The sequence below is a fragment of the Photorhabdus thracensis genome, from assembly GCF_001010285.1.
GTDB lineage: Bacteria > Pseudomonadota > Gammaproteobacteria > Enterobacterales > Enterobacteriaceae > Photorhabdus > Photorhabdus temperata.
The window spans coordinates 748,232-765,275 of record NZ_CP011104.1 but is presented as its reverse complement, the minus strand read 5'-3'; the positions used below and the strand labels follow the sequence as shown (position 1 = coordinate 765,275).

At 43.9% G+C, this 17,044-nt stretch carries 17 protein-coding genes; 12 read left to right on the top strand and 5 right to left on the bottom strand.

Annotated features, from left to right (window positions below; all coding sequences use genetic code 11):
• Nucleotides 1–57: 57 nt before the first annotated feature.
• The gene (gene cysS / locus VY86_RS03125) at nt 58–1,443 is read right to left on the bottom strand and encodes a cysteine--tRNA ligase (RefSeq protein ID WP_046973897.1); all 1,386 of its coding nucleotides are present in this window, start codon (nt 1,441–1,443) and stop codon (nt 58–60) included.
• A 269-nt stretch (nt 1,444–1,712) separates the two neighbouring features.
• On the opposite strand from cysS, the gene ppiB reads away from it, so the two are divergent.
• The 4 genes from ppiB (at nt 1,713) to purK (ending at nt 4,693) form a co-directional block, all read left to right on the top strand.
• On the top strand, nt 1,713–2,207 hold the full coding sequence (ppiB, locus tag VY86_RS03120; protein ID WP_021323815.1) for a peptidylprolyl isomerase B: 495 nt from the start codon (nt 1,713–1,715) through the stop codon (nt 2,205–2,207).
• A gap of 10 nt (nt 2,208–2,217) precedes the next feature.
• The gene (gene lpxH / locus VY86_RS03115) at nt 2,218–2,949 is read left to right on the top strand and encodes a UDP-2,3-diacylglucosamine diphosphatase (protein ID WP_046973896.1); all 732 of its coding nucleotides are present in this window, start codon (nt 2,218–2,220) and stop codon (nt 2,947–2,949) included.
• A 149-nt stretch (nt 2,950–3,098) separates the two neighbouring features.
• A complete protein-coding gene (gene purE / locus VY86_RS03110) occupies nt 3,099–3,629 on the top strand; it encodes a 5-(carboxyamino)imidazole ribonucleotide mutase (protein ID WP_046973895.1) in 531 nt (176 codons plus the stop codon).
• Nucleotides 3,626–4,693 (top strand): 5-(carboxyamino)imidazole ribonucleotide synthase, encoded by a 1,068-nt coding sequence (gene purK, locus VY86_RS03105; RefSeq protein ID WP_046973894.1) that lies wholly within the window; start codon nt 3,626–3,628, stop codon nt 4,691–4,693. Before purE ends, purK begins: the two co-directional genes overlap by 4 nt.
• Nucleotides 4,694–4,796: 103 nt before the next feature.
• Here purK and VY86_RS03100 read toward each other — a convergent pair whose 3' ends face one another.
• Complete coding sequence (locus VY86_RS03100; RefSeq protein WP_046973893.1) at nt 4,797–5,420, bottom strand: riboflavin synthase; 624 nt, start codon at nt 5,418–5,420, stop codon at nt 4,797–4,799.
• A gap of 819 nt (nt 5,421–6,239) precedes the next feature.
• Between VY86_RS03100 and VY86_RS03095 the strand changes: the two genes are divergently transcribed.
• The 3 genes from VY86_RS03095 to VY86_RS03085 are packed head-to-tail and all read left to right on the top strand — an operon-like array spanning nt 6,240 to nt 9,592.
• Nucleotides 6,240–7,145: an outer membrane protein OmpK gene (locus tag VY86_RS03095; RefSeq protein ID WP_046973892.1), complete on the top strand. Its 906-nt coding sequence runs from the start codon at nt 6,240–6,242 to the stop codon at nt 7,143–7,145.
• Between the two features lie 55 nt (nt 7,146–7,200).
• Nucleotides 7,201–8,475, top strand: a complete 1,275-nt coding sequence (locus VY86_RS03090; protein ID WP_046973891.1) for an MFS transporter — start codon at nt 7,201–7,203, stop codon at nt 8,473–8,475.
• 58 nt (nt 8,476–8,533) lie between these two features.
• Nucleotides 8,534–9,592 carry an LLM class flavin-dependent oxidoreductase gene (locus VY86_RS03085; RefSeq protein ID WP_046973890.1) on the top strand — a complete coding sequence of 353 codons (1,059 nt, stop codon included), beginning with the start codon at nt 8,534–8,536 and terminating at the stop codon, nt 9,590–9,592.
• A 108-nt stretch (nt 9,593–9,700) separates the two neighbouring features.
• Here the strand turns inward: VY86_RS03085 and ybbP are convergent, their stop codons facing one another.
• Both ybbP and ybbA read right to left on the bottom strand, forming a co-directional pair.
• The gene (ybbP, locus tag VY86_RS03080; RefSeq protein ID WP_046973889.1) at nt 9,701–12,133 is read right to left on the bottom strand and encodes a putative ABC transporter permease subunit YbbP; all 2,433 of its coding nucleotides are present in this window, start codon (nt 12,131–12,133) and stop codon (nt 9,701–9,703) included.
• On the bottom strand, nt 12,130–12,816 hold the full coding sequence (gene ybbA, locus VY86_RS03075) for a putative ABC transporter ATP-binding protein YbbA (protein WP_021323823.1): 687 nt from the start codon (nt 12,814–12,816) through the stop codon (nt 12,130–12,132). The genes ybbP and ybbA overlap by 4 nt, the downstream gene beginning before the upstream one ends.
• Here ybbA and tesA point away from each other — a divergent pair.
• From tesA to VY86_RS03050, 5 genes are all read left to right on the top strand, one after another.
• Nucleotides 12,787–13,419, top strand: a complete 633-nt coding sequence (tesA, locus tag VY86_RS03070; RefSeq protein ID WP_193386979.1) for a multifunctional acyl-CoA thioesterase I/protease I/lysophospholipase L1 — start codon at nt 12,787–12,789, stop codon at nt 13,417–13,419. The genes ybbA and tesA overlap by 30 nt on opposite strands.
• A 50-nt stretch (nt 13,420–13,469) precedes the next feature.
• A complete protein-coding gene (locus tag VY86_RS03065; RefSeq protein ID WP_021323825.1) occupies nt 13,470–14,255 on the top strand; it encodes an SDR family oxidoreductase in 786 nt (261 codons plus the stop codon).
• Nucleotides 14,256–14,322: 67 nt separating this feature from the next.
• Nucleotides 14,323–15,180: a co-chaperone YbbN gene (locus VY86_RS03060; RefSeq protein ID WP_046973887.1), complete on the top strand. Its 858-nt coding sequence runs from the start codon at nt 14,323–14,325 to the stop codon at nt 15,178–15,180.
• A 23-nt stretch (nt 15,181–15,203) separates the two neighbouring features.
• Nucleotides 15,204–16,124 carry an SPFH domain-containing protein gene (locus VY86_RS03055; protein WP_021323827.1) on the top strand — a complete coding sequence of 307 codons (921 nt, stop codon included), beginning with the start codon at nt 15,204–15,206 and terminating at the stop codon, nt 16,122–16,124.
• Nucleotides 16,125–16,126: 2 nt separating this feature from the next.
• On the top strand, nt 16,127–16,582 hold the full coding sequence (locus VY86_RS03050; protein ID WP_046973886.1) for an NfeD family protein: 456 nt from the start codon (nt 16,127–16,129) through the stop codon (nt 16,580–16,582).
• Here the strand turns inward: VY86_RS03050 and cueR are convergent.
• Entirely contained in the window at nt 16,576–16,977 is a 402-nt protein-coding gene (gene cueR, locus VY86_RS03045; RefSeq protein WP_046973885.1) for a Cu(I)-responsive transcriptional regulator, read from the bottom strand. The genes VY86_RS03050 and cueR overlap by 7 nt on opposite strands.
• Between the last annotated feature and the right edge of the window lie 67 nt (nt 16,978–17,044).

Here is a 17,044-nt window from a genome sequence, read left to right as displayed (position 1 = left end):
TCCACCAAAAGGGAGCCTATTTTAAAAGCCAGCTCAGTGACTCAAAACATATCTAACTTACTTACGACGCCAACTCGTTCCCTGCGGGCCGTCTTCCAGCTCAATCCCCATCTCATTCAACTGATTACGGGCAGAATCTGCCAGCGCCCAATCTTTGTTTTTACGGGCATCATTACGCTGTTTAATCAGTGCTTCTATTTTGGCAATTTCTTCATCATCAGCCTGAACACCACTATGCAAAAATTGTTCCGGCTCTTGTTCCAATAAGCCTAAAATACCTGCCAATTTTCGTAACTCAGCCGCCAGGCCATTCGCCGCGGCCATATTTTCTGATTTCAATCGGTTGATTTCACGTGCTATATCAAACAGTACCGAATAAGCTTCTGGCGTATTGAAATCGTCATTCATCGCTTCCTTGAAACGCGCCTCAAACATTTCACCACCTACCGGCTGTACAGAAGCATCCGTGCCACGCAGAGAAGTATATAGACGTTCAAGCGCAGTACGCGCCTGTTTCAGGTTTTCTTCAGTGTAGTTAAGCTGGCTGCGATAGTGGCCTGACAGCAGGAAGTAACGTACCGTCTCTGAATCGTAATATTCCAGTACGTCACGGATAGTAAAGAAGTTGTTCAGTGATTTGGACATCTTCTCTTTATCCACCATCACCATTCCAGAGTGCATCCAATAATTCACATACGGGCCATCATGAGCACAGGTAGACTGAGCAATTTCATTTTCATGATGCGGAAACATCAGATCAGCACCACCACCATGAATATCAAAATGGTTGCCTAACTGTTTGTTGTTCATGGCAGAACATTCAATATGCCAACCAGGACGACCAGCTCCCCACGGTGATTCCCAGCTCGGTTCACCCGGCTTAGACATTTTCCACAATACGAAATCCATCGGGTTACGCTTAACATCAGCTACTTCTACTCGTGCACCTGCTTGTAATTGGCTGAGATCTTGGCGGGAAAGTGATCCGTAATCCGGATCACTCTCGACGGAAAACATGACATCACCATTATCCGCCACATAAGCATGATCACGTTTTATCAACAATTCCGTCAGTTCAATAATCTCTGGGATATGACGGGTCGCACGTGGTTCCAAGTCAGGGCGTAAAATATTCAGCGCGTCAAAATCTTTATGCATTTCCGCCAGCATACGGCTGGTCAACTCATCGCAACTTTCACGGTTTTCCGCTGCACGTTTGATGATCTTATCATCAACATCGGTCACGTTGCGCACATAGGTCAAATCGTATCCCAGATAGCGCAGATAACGGGCAACCACATCAAAGGAAACAAATGTTCTGCCGTGACCAATATGACATAGGTCATAAATCGTGATACCACACACGTACATCCCTACTTTCCCTGGATGGATTGGCTTAAATTCTTCTTTCTGGCGGCTGAGGGTATTGAAAATTTTTAGCATCGGGATTTTCCGTAAATTCACTGTACGTGTGATTAAAAATAACGAATTGATAATTCTGGATTTATGTCCTTATCTCATAAATAGATACTCGATATGGCATAGACCAATAAGATATTGAAACCTGATATTAAGCGCTTTGCAAGGTCAGCGGTCAATATAGCTTACTGAAATTAATAGGTACTGACTCATTATGGCAGATGTGATATAAAAGCCGCCTGGTCCAAATGCCCTAAACCGGGTTAATCAAAACTATTATTAGGATTTCAATTATGGTGACTTTCCATACCAATTTTGGCGATATCGTAATTAATACTTTCGCTGACAAAGCTCCTGTAACTGTTGAAAATTTCTTGAACTACTGCCGCAATAGCTTCTACGATAACACTATTTTCCACCGTGTTATTAATGGCTTCATGATTCAAGGTGGTGGGTTTGAACCTGGTATGAAGCAAAAATCGACTGACGAGGCTATCAAAAACGAAGCCAATAACGGTCTGAAAAACAACCGTGGTACTCTGGCTATGGCACGTACCAACGACCCACACTCCGCGACTGCACAGTTCTTCATTAATGTTGTTGATAATGATTTCCTGAACTTCCGTTCTGAACGTCCTGATGGCTGGGGTTACTGCGTATTTGCAGAAGTGGTCGAAGGTATGGATGTTGTTGATAAAATCAAAGGCGTATCTACTGGCCGCAGCGGTATGCACCAAGACGTACCACGCGAAGACGTTATCATCGAAAAAGTGACTGTCAGCGAGTAATTCAGCGCGTATGTGCACACTTTTTATCGCAGATTTACATCTCAGCGAACACGAACCGGCAATCACTGCCGGTTTTCTGCGTTTTCTGCGTTTTCTGCGTGAGGATACTATTCAGGCAGATAGTCTCTATATTCTCGGTGATCTGTTCGATTACTGGATTGGCGATGATGATAACAATCCTCTCCACCATGAAATTGCCGCTGCATTAAAAATACTGAAAAAACAAGGTGTTACCTGTTATTTTATTCATGGTAACCGTGATTTTCTGATCGGCTCCCGCTTCGCTGAAGAAAGCGGAATGATATTGTTACCACAGGAAAAAATAGTGGAACTGTATGGTAAGCGAGTGCTTATCTTACACGGAGATACTTTGTGTACTGATGACGAAGGTTATCAACAATACCGTAAACGGGTACATACCCCGTGGATTCAGCGCCTGTTTTTATTATTACCTCTGTTTATCCGTCAGAAAATCGCCGAAAAAATGCGGGCAAACAGCCAATCTGTCAATAGCAGAAAATCCGAAGCAATCATGGATGTCAACCAGCAAGCTGTTATTGATGTTTTTGAGCGATATCAAGCTGACTGGGTGATACATGGGCATACTCACCGCCCGGCTGTACATGAAATTTCTCTGCATAACAAAATATACTACCGCGGAGTGCTTGGTGCATGGCACCATCAAGGATCAATGTTCAAAGTAACCGGCGAATCAACGGATCTTATCTTTTTCCCATTCTGATTGATAGGGAACACTCACACCCAAAACCAGCACAACCAAAGTATAAAGCAACGCAATCGTTTTCCTTAGCTTGCGAGCATGGTATGATTCGCGGCCTTAAAGCGCTATTTTCGTTCTGGTGGACGTTAAAACACAGGAGCATTTGATTTATGACTGCCCGGCCTGATTCAGCAGGAACAACTCAACACAACGCCAAAATTGCCATCGTTATGGGGTCCAAAAGCGACTGGGCGACTATGCAGCACGCGGCGGATATTCTCACCTCCCTTGATGTCCCCTTCCATGTTGAAATCGTTTCTGCCCACCGTACACCAGATAAGCTGTTCAGTTTTGCCGAACAAGCTGAACAACATGGTTTTGATGTCATTATCGCTGGCGCAGGAGGTGCTGCCCATTTACCCGGAATGCTGGCGGCTAAAACGCTGGTACCGGTTCTGGGCGTACCCGTACAAAGTGCGGCACTTGATGGTGTAGACAGCCTCTATTCAATCGTACAGATGCCAAAAGGTATTCCCGTCGGTACACTTGCGATTGGGAAAGCAGGCGCAGCAAACGCAGCCTTGCTGGCAACACAGATTCTGGCTCGTCATGATAAAGATTTGCTGAAACGCCTTACCTGTTGGCGTGAAACACAAACTCAAGATGTACTCGATAATCCCGATCCACGGGAGGAAGCATGAAGCCAGTTTGTGTATTAGGTAACGGTCAGCTCGGCCGGATGCTACGTCAGGCGGGCGAGCCTTTAGGCATCACAGTTTATCCGGTTGGCCTGGATGCAGAACCCGAAGCCGTTCCTTACCAAAATAGTGTTATCACCGCCGAAATTGAGCGCTGGCCGGAAACCGCCCTTACCCAAGAACTCGCCCGCCATAAGGCTTTTGCTAATCGGGATATTTTTCCCCGCCTGGCAGATCGCCTGCCACAAAAGCAATTAATAGATAGCCTTGGGCTTGCAACTGCTCCGTGGCAATTACTGTCTGATATCCGCCAATGGCCGCAACTATTCGCAGAGCTTGGTCATTTCGTCATCGTTAAACGCCGTATCGGCGGTTACGATGGCCGTGGACAATGGCGCATCCGCCCCGGAGATGAAACAGAGTTACCGACCGATATTTATGGTGAATGTATTGCCGAACAGGCGATTCCTTTCTCTGGTGAAGTGTCATTGGTAGGTGCACGCAATGAAAGTGGTGATTGTGTGTTCTATCCATTGACTCACAATCTGCATCAAGATGGCATTCTGCGGGCCAGCATTGCCTTTCCTCAGGAAAATTGCCATTTACAACAACAAGCCCAGAACATGTTGTCAGCCATTATGCATGAGCTGAAATATGTCGGCGTAATGGCAATGGAGTGTTTTATCGTCGATGATCACTTACTAATTAATGAACTGGCGCCACGGGTTCATAACAGTGGTCACTGGACTCAGAACGGCGCTTCCATCAGCCAATTTGAATTACACCTTCGCGCTATTCTGGATTTACCTATGCCTCACCCAGAAGTTACTGCGCCATCAGTCATGGTTAATCTGATTGGCACAGATATCAATAATCAATGGCTCAGTTTGCCATTAGTACACTTGCATTGGTATGAGAAAGAAGTTCGTCCGGCGCGTAAGGTCGGTCACCTTAATCTTTCTTATTCAGATAAAAACGAATTAAAAGATACGTTGCGAAAACTAATTCCAATGCTACCACCTGAATATCAGAGTGGTCTGGAGTGGGTGCAGGAAAAATTAAATTAGCTGTTTTATCATCTAATAGCCCGGAATTAAATGTGGAAGCGGAAATAAAATAATTTACCGCTCCACATTCCCACTCGTTCCGAATTCTTTTATATTCCTTTAATTATTGTGTTAATTTATTAGCATTAATCGCTCTGGCTACCGTATCTACAATAGTTCTCGTTGTTTGATCTATTTCATAATTCAGTAAATCGCCAATTTTAATATCACTAAGATTAGTCGCCCTTAATGTTTCTGGAATTAAATTCAATTCTATGGTTTTATTTTCTTCATTTATGCCATTTATTGTTAAACTACAACCATGAAGACCGATAAAACCTTTATGGAAAAAATATTTGATATTATCTTCAGGAATGCTAATAATTAATCGATAAGTTTCACCCGTTTCGATAAAATCAACGACTTTTGCTACGCCTTCAATATGCCCATACAGACTATGCCCGCCATTTTCTTTATACATTTGATGTGATCTTTCAATATTAACTTTATCTCCCACACCTAAAAGCTTTAATGTGGTCACATCAGCAGTAAAATCTGAAATATCAAAAGAAACAATATCATTTTTAAATTGTGTCACGGTCAAGCACGTGCCATTAATAGCAACACTCGCCCCCACAGAAACATCATCAAAGAAGTGGTTAATATTACTTACCGTTAATGTACTAAATCCATTTTTTTTATCAAGAGATAATACTGTTTCTTTTCCTTGTACAATTCCAGTATACATAATCACCCCATTATATTAAGTAAAAAAACCATTGAATAATAACCTTTATGTTATCTTGAAATATATTTCTGGTAAAGAGTTATTAATGGTATTTTCACGACTTATTTTATCAAGTTTTTATATATTTATGATTTTAATATATAAAATCTCACAAATAAAAAATTTAATTACTTACTTAATATAGTGATTTTTAATTATATTAAATTTATGCGATTTTATTGTTAAATAAACAACTAAATATAAAATAAGATTTGTAATTTAAATTAATGATAACTCTAAAATATATAAATATTTCGCAAACAATAACAGACTACATCTTATAAAATATTTCACATAGCAATTCAAAATATTTAAATTATAATTCACTACTAAATAACATTTCATAATTTTGCTACACATGGCCTTCTTCAACCCATTGTTATATATAGAATTATGAGTAGTATAAGATGTAGCGCTATTTTGGAATCTTATTTAGCCTTAATTCCACTATGATATAGAAAGTATTAATTCATTGTTATCATTTCTATGACTATTTATCATTATAAATAAAATCATAAAATTCAGTGACCTAAGTCACAATTGTACAAATATTTCCACACAACAATAAATTAACAATATTCTTTACGATCTGGAACATAAAGTTAAACAAAAAACATCGCTAACTAAATAATCAATATATTAGCGATACTAAAAAAATAACTAAAGTTAGAATAATCTTATCTTTCTACACAGTTCACCATTCATCAATAAAATCAAATCTTCCTTTGACAAAACCGACTCATTAGATCAATGCTATCGCTATTATTAGTCCGATAACGTATGAAAAGGGGAACCCTCGTGTTACTTACCGGGAAAGCCCACCATCCTAAAAGCTGCCCACCGTTTTTTTTCACTTTAGGGCTCTCTTCTCCATTTTCTTGTGCCGCTTATCTGGCAATGGCTTGGTATTGGATCAGCACCAGATTAAAACAGAGAGAATTATCTTCAATATTGTTATTACTACCGGTAATCAATCAAGCTCAGGCAAGTGATTTTGTTAATTTTCAATCTGTTGATACCAGCCTTTATATGCAATTTGAAAACCGGGTCGATCCCAGAAAAACGATCTCACCCATTTTAGAGGCTTTCGGTGACTACAGTGTCGGAGATATGTACGTCTATAGTATTTGGCAGAATTCACTGCAAAGTGATTATACCGGTGATAAAAGCACCTACTATTATAAACTTGTGCCAAGAATAAGCTTTAGTAAAGTAACTGATCATGACATTTCTTTTGGGCCGTTAAAAGATATTCTGTTCGCTCAATGGGTTGCTAAAACCAAAAGTATGAATTACGACTACTTCCCAGGTATCAGCATTGACTGGCAAGCAGACTGGATTAGCTGGTTACGTACAATTTTTTATTTTGAGAATAACGCCAAAGGGAGCTGGAATGATCAGCGAATTCATATTGACTATGGAATTCCCTTCAATAATCGTTTAGGTGATTTCCGGGTTGTCGGAACTTTTGATTATACATTAGGCTTACATGGACAACCCGAAACTATCGATTTCAAACCCGAGTTGCACTATGATTTAGGAAAATTCCTAGGTAATCAACCAGGTCACTTATGGACTGGCATTGTCCTGAACCCAATAAAAAATAAATACAAAATAAAAGATACCCCTTATTATCGAACGGATCAATTTAGCTACGGGATCTTTATTCGATATAGTTTTTTCTGATACCGAAATAAAATATCAGAAATTTTTGATGACCTTTATCCATTATGGAGTCAAGATGCCCATTCAACACGACAGGTTCGGACGTACTTATCAGTGGCTTCTGCTGATACTTTTGGGTCTGGTTTATTTTCTGGTCACCGCAACGACATTTACCTCATTGGGCGTTGTGTTACCCAGCATGATCAAGGAATTACGCTGGAGTTGGACTGATGCAGGTTTGGGATTCACTTTACTTGGCCTGTCATGTGGGCTATCCAGTTACCTTCCGGCGATGCTTATTCGTCATACGAGTGTCCGGGCCACTTTGCTGATCGGTACGCTAATCTTCATCACCGGTTTTTACATCCTCTACAACACCCACAGTATTACTGCCTATTTCACCGGCACAACATTGCTGGGGATCGGTTTTAGCCTTATGGCTACCGTTCCCGGAACCTATGTCATTAGCCGGCTTTTTGAAAAACAGTCGCTGGCCTTTGGTATTTATTTCACCATTGGTGGATTAGGTGGAGTGCTTGGTCCATGGATCTATTTCCTGGCAACAGCATTCTGGGGAAGCTGGCGTATGCACTGGGCGATTTCCGGGATATTACTGACCCTGTTTAGCCTGTTGACTATTTTAGTGATGCGCGAAGGCAAAAAGGAAAGCGCCCATGCTGAACAAGTCAGTAAAAATCAACAAGATCAACCCCCTTCCAGTATCTATCGCACCAAGGAAATCTGGAATGCCCGGCAAGCACTGCAAACCTGGCAATTCTATGCCATTGCGGCCGCTTATACCTCTTTCTTATTGTGCGGAATAACTGTTAACAGTTTTGCTGTGGCCCATATCACCGAAAACGGATTCAGTGAGTCTGTTGCCGCTTCGTCACTCAGTATTCTGGCTTTTATCAATGCATTTTCAAGATTTGCCGGAGGAGCTGTTGGTGAATGGCTCGATCCCAAAAAACTTCTTATCGGCAGTCTGTCGATAATTATCTGTGGTCTTATCGCACTCAGTGCTGCCTCTTCATGGACATTTTTAATCCTGTTTACTTTATGTATTGGCATCGGTTATGGCATGACCTTTCTGGCATCCAGCCTATTACTGTTCAATTACTTTGGGCGTAAGCCTTACCTGGAATTGTTCTCGGTGGTGAACCTGATCTCCACTATCGCGTGTTTCGCTCCTTTCCTGGTAGGAGCGATTAAAGATTATTCAGGTAGTTTTACCCCTGCATTCTTCATTATTGCCATACCCGTGTTTACCATTCTGATTATCACATTCACGATGCAACCACCTTCACAAATAGTGAAGAAACACCCTGATAACAGTACCTTGCTTAACTGAATTTAAAAACAAAATGGACCTGAAAAGGTATTCCTTACAACATAAAAAGAAGGAATCAATGATGGCAAAAAAAGAATTCGGTGTATTCCTGCCCATAGCTAAAGGCGGGTGGATTATTTCTAAAAATACACCACCACTGGATGCTTCTTATCAACAAAACCGTGAAGCCGCTATTCTGGCTGATCAAATCGGCCTGGACTTCATTATGTCCATGAGCAAATGGCGTGGCTTCGGCGGTGAGACCGAACATTGGGGTTGTTCGCTGGAATCCGTCACGATGATGGCCGGCATTGCCGAAGTGACTCATCACGCCAAACTTATCGCGACCATGCATGCCGGGCTGCATAATCCTGCTGTGACAGCCAAGATGATTGCCACATTGGATCAGATTAGTCATGGACGCGCCGGGTTGAATATTGTCTCCGGTTCATTCAAAGACGAATTTGAACAAATGGGAGAATGGAATAGTGATTTAGATCACGATCAGCGTTATGCAATGACTGAAGAATGGACCCAATTAATCAAACGGCTTTGGTGCGAGAAGCAGGTTGATCATCAGGGAGAGTTCTTTAACTTGAAGAATTGTGTTTCTGAACCCAAACCTGTTTCCGTTCCACGTCCTTATTTGGTCTGTGCCGGTCAATCAGAATGTGGGCTACGCTTTAGTGTACGTAATACTGATGTGTGTTTCATTGGTGGTAAGGATGAAGAAGAGACACAGCAAATAAGCCTAATGGCCAAACGTATTGCGGCAGAATACGGTTCAACCACCAAGACCTTTTGTATGTGTACGATTATCTGCGCCGAAACAGATGAAGAAGCTGAAACTCTGGCTCAGTTCTATCGTGATGGCCTGGATATCGGCGCAGTTAAAAGCATGATGCATAGTTTCGGCGTCGATGTTGGTGAAAAAAGCAATGCTATGGTTGAACGATCCCAAAATGCTTTTATGACCCACACGGCTATCGGCAACCCAGAAACTTGTCGCAGACAATTGTCAGATTTACTGCGTGAATGCGAGCTGGATGGAGTTATGTTGATCTTCCCTGATTATGTCGAAGGTCTCACGACTTTCGGCGCCAAAATCCTGCCACAACTCAGGGCCGAATTTGCTTAAACAACGATAAACAAATCAGCAAATTAATGTGGCTTCAACTCCTTGGGAATGGGTTCACCCCGTATCGGCGATCTTACCCATTCCCCGGATGTTACAAATATCGCCTTTTTACCCCTGAACCCGCCGGTGTAATCCCGTTCCCCGTAACAACCTGATCCCCAGCCAACTACCACACGACGAAAGTAACAGGCTGCTGATGACTGGCAGTAAGAGCCACATTCGCCACTCTGGTTGCCATGGAAAATCAAACACTTTTGTCTGCAACAACCAAAGCGCAACTTCAGCACCTAATGCCGCAGTAAAACCCGCCATTAATCCAAGCAAAGCGAATTCACTCCAGAGAGTACGGCTCAGTAATGGCTTACTGGCTCCCAAGGTACGGTAAACCACCAGCTCAAGTTGTCGTTGATGCATCCCTACCTGAACCTGTGCCAACAGGAGTAATGCGCCACATACCATAACCAGCCCAACCATGACCTCCAACGCCCTGCCTACCTGCTGCAAAATACCCTGAATTTGCTTAATCATCGCACCAGTATCAAGCAAACTCAACGTTGGAAACTGGCGATTAAGGCTGGTTAGCAGTCGGCCATCCCCTTGATAATGGAAACTGGTCAACCAGGTTTGTTGCTGATTTTCCAATGCCTGTTTTGGGAAAATAAAGAAGAAATTTGGCCGAAAACTTTCCCAGTCTACCTGTCGGATGCTGCTTACTGTGGCGCTGAATTGCTGCGTATCGCCACTGAATGTCAGTTTATCGCCGATTTTGATTGCCAAACGTTCAGCAACCCCCTTCTCAATAGAAACTTCATCCTCTTTTGGTGGCCAATTTCCCTCTACTAGGGTATTAAATGGCGGCAATTCCTCTTTCCATGTCAGGTTCAATTCCCGTCGTACAGTGTTGCTGTCCGGTTCTCTGGCATCTGCCCATGTTATCGCCGATTGCCCATTAATTTCCGTCAAACGGGCCAATACCACCGGATAGAACTCCGCCGGTTTAACCTGATACTGAGCCAACAAATTTTCTACCTGTGAAATTTGCTGTCCAGTCATATTAATCAGAAAATAGTTTGGGCTGTCCGCTGGCAGTTGTTGTTGCCAGCGATCAAGCAAATCTCCCCTGACTACCAACAACAGAGCAAATAACATAAATGATAAAGAGAAAGCCGCCAATTGAGTTACCGTCTGCAATGGCTGCCTCAGTAATCGGTTAACCGCCAGACGAAAACTGAGCTGGCGAAATTTCAGATGACGTAATAACCACAATCCTCCCCAACCGAGCACAGCCAGTGATACCGCAACAATCATCATGCCGGCAAGTAACGCCCATAACATCGGTTTAGTTCCAGCCAGCAGACTCAGCCCGCCAATCACCACCAGCGCCACCAACGGCAGGTAATAACGCAACGGCCAGATGGGCGCGATAATATCATCACGCAGCACCCTTGATGGTTGGGTTGCCATTAACTGTTTATATGGACGTATCCCCACCAGTAAAGCGATAACAGATAATGCCCCTAACGCCCATATCCACGGCCAGAAGCCTGCTTGCGGTAACGTCTTCGGCAACATAGGTGCCAAAATCTGCACCAGCAGATACTCAAACATCAATCCAAGCAGCGCCCCCACCAACGCTGCCGCACTCAATATCACCAGCCATTGACCAATCACCCATTTACGTAACGCCCAACGTCCCGCACCAAGTGTTTTAAGCACCGCAATCAAGTCATAGCGGCTACGGCAATAGTGAGTCATTGATACGGCTACCGCCGCGACAGCAAGTAATAATGTGAGCAAAGCCGATAACAGCAAGAATTGCTGCGCCCTATCAATAGATTTTGCCAGCGCGCCACTATCCTGCTTCAAGGTATTCCAACGCTGATCAGCCTTAAGTTGGGGATCAATTAGCTGTTGATATTGATAAACCGCTTCTTTATCACCAGAAAACATATAACGGTACGTCAAACGGCTACCGGGCTGAATAGCGCCGGTGGATTGCGCATCATCAAGATTGATCAAAATCCGCGGTGCAATCTGGAATGGATTGAAACCACTGTCTGGTTCCTGAATTAATTCTCCACTCACCCTTAGTGTGGTATCACCCACATCCAGATTATCGCCAACTTTAATTTTCAACAGTTCAAGCAAACGAGATGCTACCAGCACCGTGCCCTTTTCTGCTTTCAAACCCGGTGGATTGGTTTCCAGCTCACCATATAATGGATAATAGCTGTCCGCGGCTTTGACACTGGCAAGTTGAGGAATATCCCCAGCATAAGTCATTGTGGAGAAAGAGAGCTGGCGGCTCAACTTTAGCCCAAGGTTTCCCGCCTGTTGTAACCACCCTTCATCTACCGGGTAAGAGGCTCGCAGAACTAAATCACCGGCCAGAAAATCCCGGCTCTGGTAATGAACACTTTGATCAATGCGATCACTGATCCTGCCCAATGCCAACACACAAGCCACGGCCAGCGTCAGAGATAACCAGACAATCAATAAAGAAGGAGTGCGCCATTCGCGCCAAAACCAGCGCCAAATCATTTTTCTTCCCTCAATTTACCATCGACCAACCGCAAGCAACGCTGGCAGCGGGCCGCAAGCTGGCTGTCATGAGTGACTAGAATTAATGTTGTGGCGTAATCGCGATTGAGAGAAAACAGTAAATCTGCAATACGGTCTCCCGTTTGTCGATCCAGATTCCCTGTTGGCTCGTCAGCAAACAAAATTTTAGGTTGGCTGCTGAATGCCCGTGCCAACGCCACTCTCTGTTGCTCACCACCAGAAAGTTGTGCAGGCATATGTTTTAAACGCTTCCCCAATCCGAGTTGTTCAAGCAATTCAACCGCCCGTTTCTTACTGCTACTTTCCGACTCACCACGTAATAGAGCCGGAAGCTGGACATTTTCCAATGCGTTTAACGTCGGAATTAACATAAATGACTGAAAGACAAAACCGACATTTTCAGCCCGCAGTTGTGCCCTTTGTTCTTCATTCATCCGGCTTAAATTATGCCCCAGCAGCCGAACCTCGCCGTCACTGCCATCATCCAACCCAGCAATAATACCGAGCAACGTAGATTTACCCGAACCCGATTCGCCCACTAAAGCAATCGTCTGTGCAGGCTCGACAACCAACCCGACTCCCTGCAATATAGTGATTCTATGTTCCCCCTGACCAACGTGCTTACTGAGATGCTGAACTTCAAGAATATTCCCCGTTACCATTTACCCTTCCTTTTACTGGTGGTGCTATTCTGCGCCAGAACGACTGCCGCTGATACCCTTTTGATTCTGGGTGATAGCCTTAGCGCTGGTTACCATCTGCCGGTTGAACAGTCATGGCCTGTTTTGATGGACAAAAAGTGGCAGAAATCCGGCAATAATATCACTGTGATCAACAGCAGCATCAGCGGTAATACCGCGGCTCAGGGCCTTGAAAGGCTACCCGAATTACTTAAACAACATAAACCCCGTTGGGTCCTGATAGAGCTTGGCGCCAATGATGGATTACGCGGTTTTCCTCCACAACAAACAGAACAGGATCTGCAACAGATCATCACTTTAGTGAAACAAGCCAATATTCAGCCTTTATTGATGCAGATCCGGCTGCCACCAAACTATGGCCGCCGTTATACCGAATCTTTTGCCAGAATTTATCCCAAACTGGCAGAACACAATCAAATTCCCCTGCTCCCGTTTTACATGGAACAAGTCGCTATTAAACCAGAATGGATACAACAGGATGGATTACATCCCAATCTGGCCGCTCAACCGTTTATCGCCGACTGGATATCTGACATATTATTAGTACACCTTAATCATTCTTAAGTAGTAAACCATCAGTTTTTACAAATAGATGTATATAAGCAGGTAAAGTTATGCAAAAGTCAGTTCTTATCACCGGCTGTTCCAGTGGGATTGGTCTGGTGGCGGCCAAAACACTCCATCAACGGGGCTACCGAGTATTAGCAGCCTGCCGGAAGCCCGAGGATTTACAACATATGCGCGAATTGGGGCTGGAACCTATCGCATTGGATCTTGACGATAAAATCAGTGTCGAACGTGCCGCTGCCGAAGTTATCCGATTAACCAATGGTCGCCTTTACGGACTGTTTAATAATGGCGGCTTTGGTATTTATGGTCCGTTAAATACCATCAGCCGTGAACAACTGGAACGCCAATTCTCTACCAATCTGTTTGGTACACATCAACTTACCTGTTTATTACTCCCGGCAATGCAGCTTCATGGTGAAGGCCGTATTATCCAAACCAGTTCAGTCATGGGACTGATTTCAACTCCAGGCCGTGGTGCTTATTCTGCCAGTAAATATGCTTTGGAAGCATGGTCAGACGCATTAAGAATGGAATTGGCAGGAACAGGAATTAAATCTTGTTTGATTGTACCTGGCCCGATAAAAACACGTTTTGCAGAAAATGTGAATCAAACCCAACGCGATAAACCCGTCGTAAATTCCAGGATCGCCCGCCATTTCACCCTGACACCCGAAGCCGTTGTGCGCAAATTGATTCATGCTTTGGAAAGTCCGAATCCTAAATTACGTTATCCGGTTACTTGGATAACCCATGCTGTCACTATTATGCGCCGGTTTTTACCGGGAAGATTAATGGACAAAATACTGAGTAAACAGAGTGGTACAACTTGAAAGTCAGGAAAATAACCTCATCTGTTTAATATTCCTCTGCGACAATCGAATTTAAGAGACTAATTATATGCTACCAACCACTTCTGGAATTAACGTTAACGAAAGTAACCTGCACCAAGCTGTTGAACAGTCTATGACTATACCTGTTTTATTTTATTTCTGGTCTGAACATAACCCCCATTGTCAGGAATTGGGCGTAACTCTGGATAAACTGGCAGCAGAATATGCAGATCAATTTATATTGGCAAAAGTGGATTGCGATAAAGAGCAAATGGTCGCTGCACAGTTTGGCTTACGGGCCATTCCTACTGTTTATATGTTGCAACAAGGCCGACCAGTAGATGGCTTTCAAGGGCCACAACCTGAAAACGCGATTAGAGAGATGCTTTCCCGCGTATTACCCAAACCGGAAGAATTGAAAGCTGCTCAGGCAGAAGAACTTATCGCAGAAGGAAAACCGCTGGAAGCACTGCCTCTGTTAAAAGAAGCCTGGCAATTAGCCCCTAAAAACAGTGAAATTGCACTAACGTTGACCAAAGTGCAAATTATGCTCAATAATATAGAAGAAGCTCAGGAAATTCTGAATCTTATTCCCTTGCAGGATCAAGATTCTCATTATCATAGTTTACTGGCTCAAATTGAGTTACAAAAACAAGCGGCGGATACACCGGAGATCCAGCAATTGCAACAAGAATTCTCCACTCAATCGGAAAATGCAGAGCTGGCTGTTAAGCTCGCTCTGAAACTGCACGAAGTCAACCGCAACGAAGAAGCTCTGGAATTATTACTGGGCTTCCTGAAAAAGGATCTTTCTGCCGCTAATGGTGCAGTACGGAAAACAATGATGGATATTATGTCTGCGATGGGAACCGGTAACACTCTGGCGTCGAAATACCGTCGCCAGGTTTATTCGCTGCTTTACTGATTTTATTTGATTAAGGAATTGCTATGGACTTATTTGCTTTTGGTGCCGTCCCTATTCTGATATTTATCGCTGTAGTTATTGTATTTACTTGCGTAAAAACAGTGCCACAGGGTTATCAATGGACAGTAGAACGCTTCGGCCGTTATACCCGGACTTTATTACCGGGCCTGCATATTATTATCCCTTTTATCGATCGCATTGGTCGTAAAATTAACATGATGGAACAAGTGCTGGATATTCCTTCACAAGAAGTGATTTCCCGCGACAACGCTAATGTGACTATTGATGCAGTCTGCTTTATTCAGGTTGTCGATCCCGTTCGGGCCGCCTATGAAGTCAGCAACCTTGAGCTGTCCATCATCAACCTGACTATGACGAACTTCCGTACCGTTCTGGGTTCAATGGAGCTGGACGAAATGCTGTCACAGCGTGATTCCATCAATAGCCGTCTATTGCATATTGTTGATGAAGCCACTAACCCGTGGGGCGTGAAAATTACCCGTATTGAAATCCGTGATGTGCGCCCACCGAAGGAACTGATTTCTGCCATGAACGCCCAGATGAAAGCAGAACGTACCAAACGTGCTGATATTCTGGAAGCGGAAGGTATCCGTCAAGCGGCGATTCTGAAAGCCGAAGGGGAAAAACAGTCTCAGATCCTGAAAGCGGAAGGGGAACGTCAATCCGCATTCCTTCAGGCAGAAGCGCGTGAGCGTGCTGCCGAAGCGGAAGCCCGTGCAACCAAAATGGTTTCTGACGCGATTTCTGACGGTAATATGCAAGCCATTAACTACTTTGTTGCTCAGAAATATACCGATGCGCTGACCAGCATTGGCGCCTCCGATAACAGCAAAGTGATTATGATGCCGCTGGAAGCCAGTAATCTCATGGGCGCTATTGGTGGTATTGCTGAACTGATTGGCGAAAGCAAAAAAGGTAAATAACCATGATTGCACAACTTGCGGCTCAAACAACCTGGCTTTGGTTCTCTTTCGGCGGTTTACTGTTAATCGCAGAGCTTCTGGGAACCGGCGGCTATCTGTTATGGACCGGTATAGCCGCTCTCGTTGTTGCATTTATCACCTGGTTACTACCAGGAATGGGCTGGGAATTGCAAGGTATTCTGTTTGCAACGCTGACGCTGCTCTCTGTGGTGCTATGGCGCTACTGGTTACGTAGCCGTCCGTCAAAAGGCAGCGATACACTGAACCAGAAAGACCACCAGCTCATCGGTACCCAGGCTAAACTGACTGCGGATACCGAAAATGGTTACAGCCGGATCAAGCTTGCAGATGGAAGCTGGCGAGTTCACTGTGATAGAGAATTATCCGCCAATACCGAAGTAGAAGTCATTGCTGTTGATGGTATTACACTGAAAGTAAAACCCGTCGATTCTCATTGATGAGGACAGCAACCAGACAAATGATCTATGATGGGGCACGCAGCCCCGTCATCTCCTGGACACTCTTCCGCCAAAGATAACAATTTACTTCTGATTTCCTGTAACTCTTTAATCGTCTTTTCTATCTGAGCCACTTTATACAACGTTGCCGCTTTTACATCGGCACTGTGACGGTTAGGATTGCGAAATAACACTAAAAACTCACGACACTCCTCAAGCGTAAAACCGACCTGTTTCGCCTGACGCAACAGCGTTAATTCATCAATATGTTTCTGCTGATAATAACGGTAGCCATTATCACCTCTCTCCGGCGGTGTGATCAGATCCTTTTCTTCATAAAACCGAATAGCTTTACTGGTCAGGCCGGTTCTTTGGGCAATTTCACTGATGTTCATTTTTTCCCCTTGACCTTACCCTTGCGGGAAGGTTTAACCTTCGCAACAAGTCAGAAATTCACTTGAA

Coding starts and splice junctions, on each gene's coding strand:
- cysS (WP_046973897.1), bottom strand. CDS start 1,443: ATGCTAAAAATTTTCAATACCCTCAGCCGCCAGAAAGAAGAATTTAAG.
- ppiB (WP_021323815.1), top strand. CDS start 1,713: ATGGTGACTTTCCATACCAATTTTGGCGATATCGTAATTAATACTTTC.
- lpxH (WP_046973896.1), top strand. CDS start 2,218: ATGTGCACACTTTTTATCGCAGATTTACATCTCAGCGAACACGAACCG.
- purE (WP_046973895.1), top strand. CDS start 3,099: ATGACTGCCCGGCCTGATTCAGCAGGAACAACTCAACACAACGCCAAA.
- purK (WP_046973894.1), top strand. CDS start 3,626: ATGAAGCCAGTTTGTGTATTAGGTAACGGTCAGCTCGGCCGGATGCTA.
- VY86_RS03100 (WP_046973893.1), bottom strand. CDS start 5,420: ATGTATACTGGAATTGTACAAGGAAAAGAAACAGTATTATCTCTTGAT.
- VY86_RS03095 (WP_046973892.1), top strand. CDS start 6,240: ATGAAAAGGGGAACCCTCGTGTTACTTACCGGGAAAGCCCACCATCCT.
- VY86_RS03090 (WP_046973891.1), top strand. CDS start 7,201: ATGCCCATTCAACACGACAGGTTCGGACGTACTTATCAGTGGCTTCTG.
- VY86_RS03085 (WP_046973890.1), top strand. CDS start 8,534: ATGATGGCAAAAAAAGAATTCGGTGTATTCCTGCCCATAGCTAAAGGC.
- ybbP (WP_046973889.1), bottom strand. CDS start 12,133: ATGATTTGGCGCTGGTTTTGGCGCGAATGGCGCACTCCTTCTTTATTG.
- ybbA (WP_021323823.1), bottom strand. CDS start 12,816: ATGGTAACGGGGAATATTCTTGAAGTTCAGCATCTCAGTAAGCACGTT.
- VY86_RS03065 (WP_021323825.1), top strand. CDS start 13,470: ATGCAAAAGTCAGTTCTTATCACCGGCTGTTCCAGTGGGATTGGTCTG.
- VY86_RS03060 (WP_046973887.1), top strand. CDS start 14,323: ATGCTACCAACCACTTCTGGAATTAACGTTAACGAAAGTAACCTGCAC.
- VY86_RS03055 (WP_021323827.1), top strand. CDS start 15,204: ATGGACTTATTTGCTTTTGGTGCCGTCCCTATTCTGATATTTATCGCT.
- VY86_RS03050 (WP_046973886.1), top strand. CDS start 16,127: ATGATTGCACAACTTGCGGCTCAAACAACCTGGCTTTGGTTCTCTTTC.
- cueR (WP_046973885.1), bottom strand. CDS start 16,977: ATGAACATCAGTGAAATTGCCCAAAGAACCGGCCTGACCAGTAAAGCT.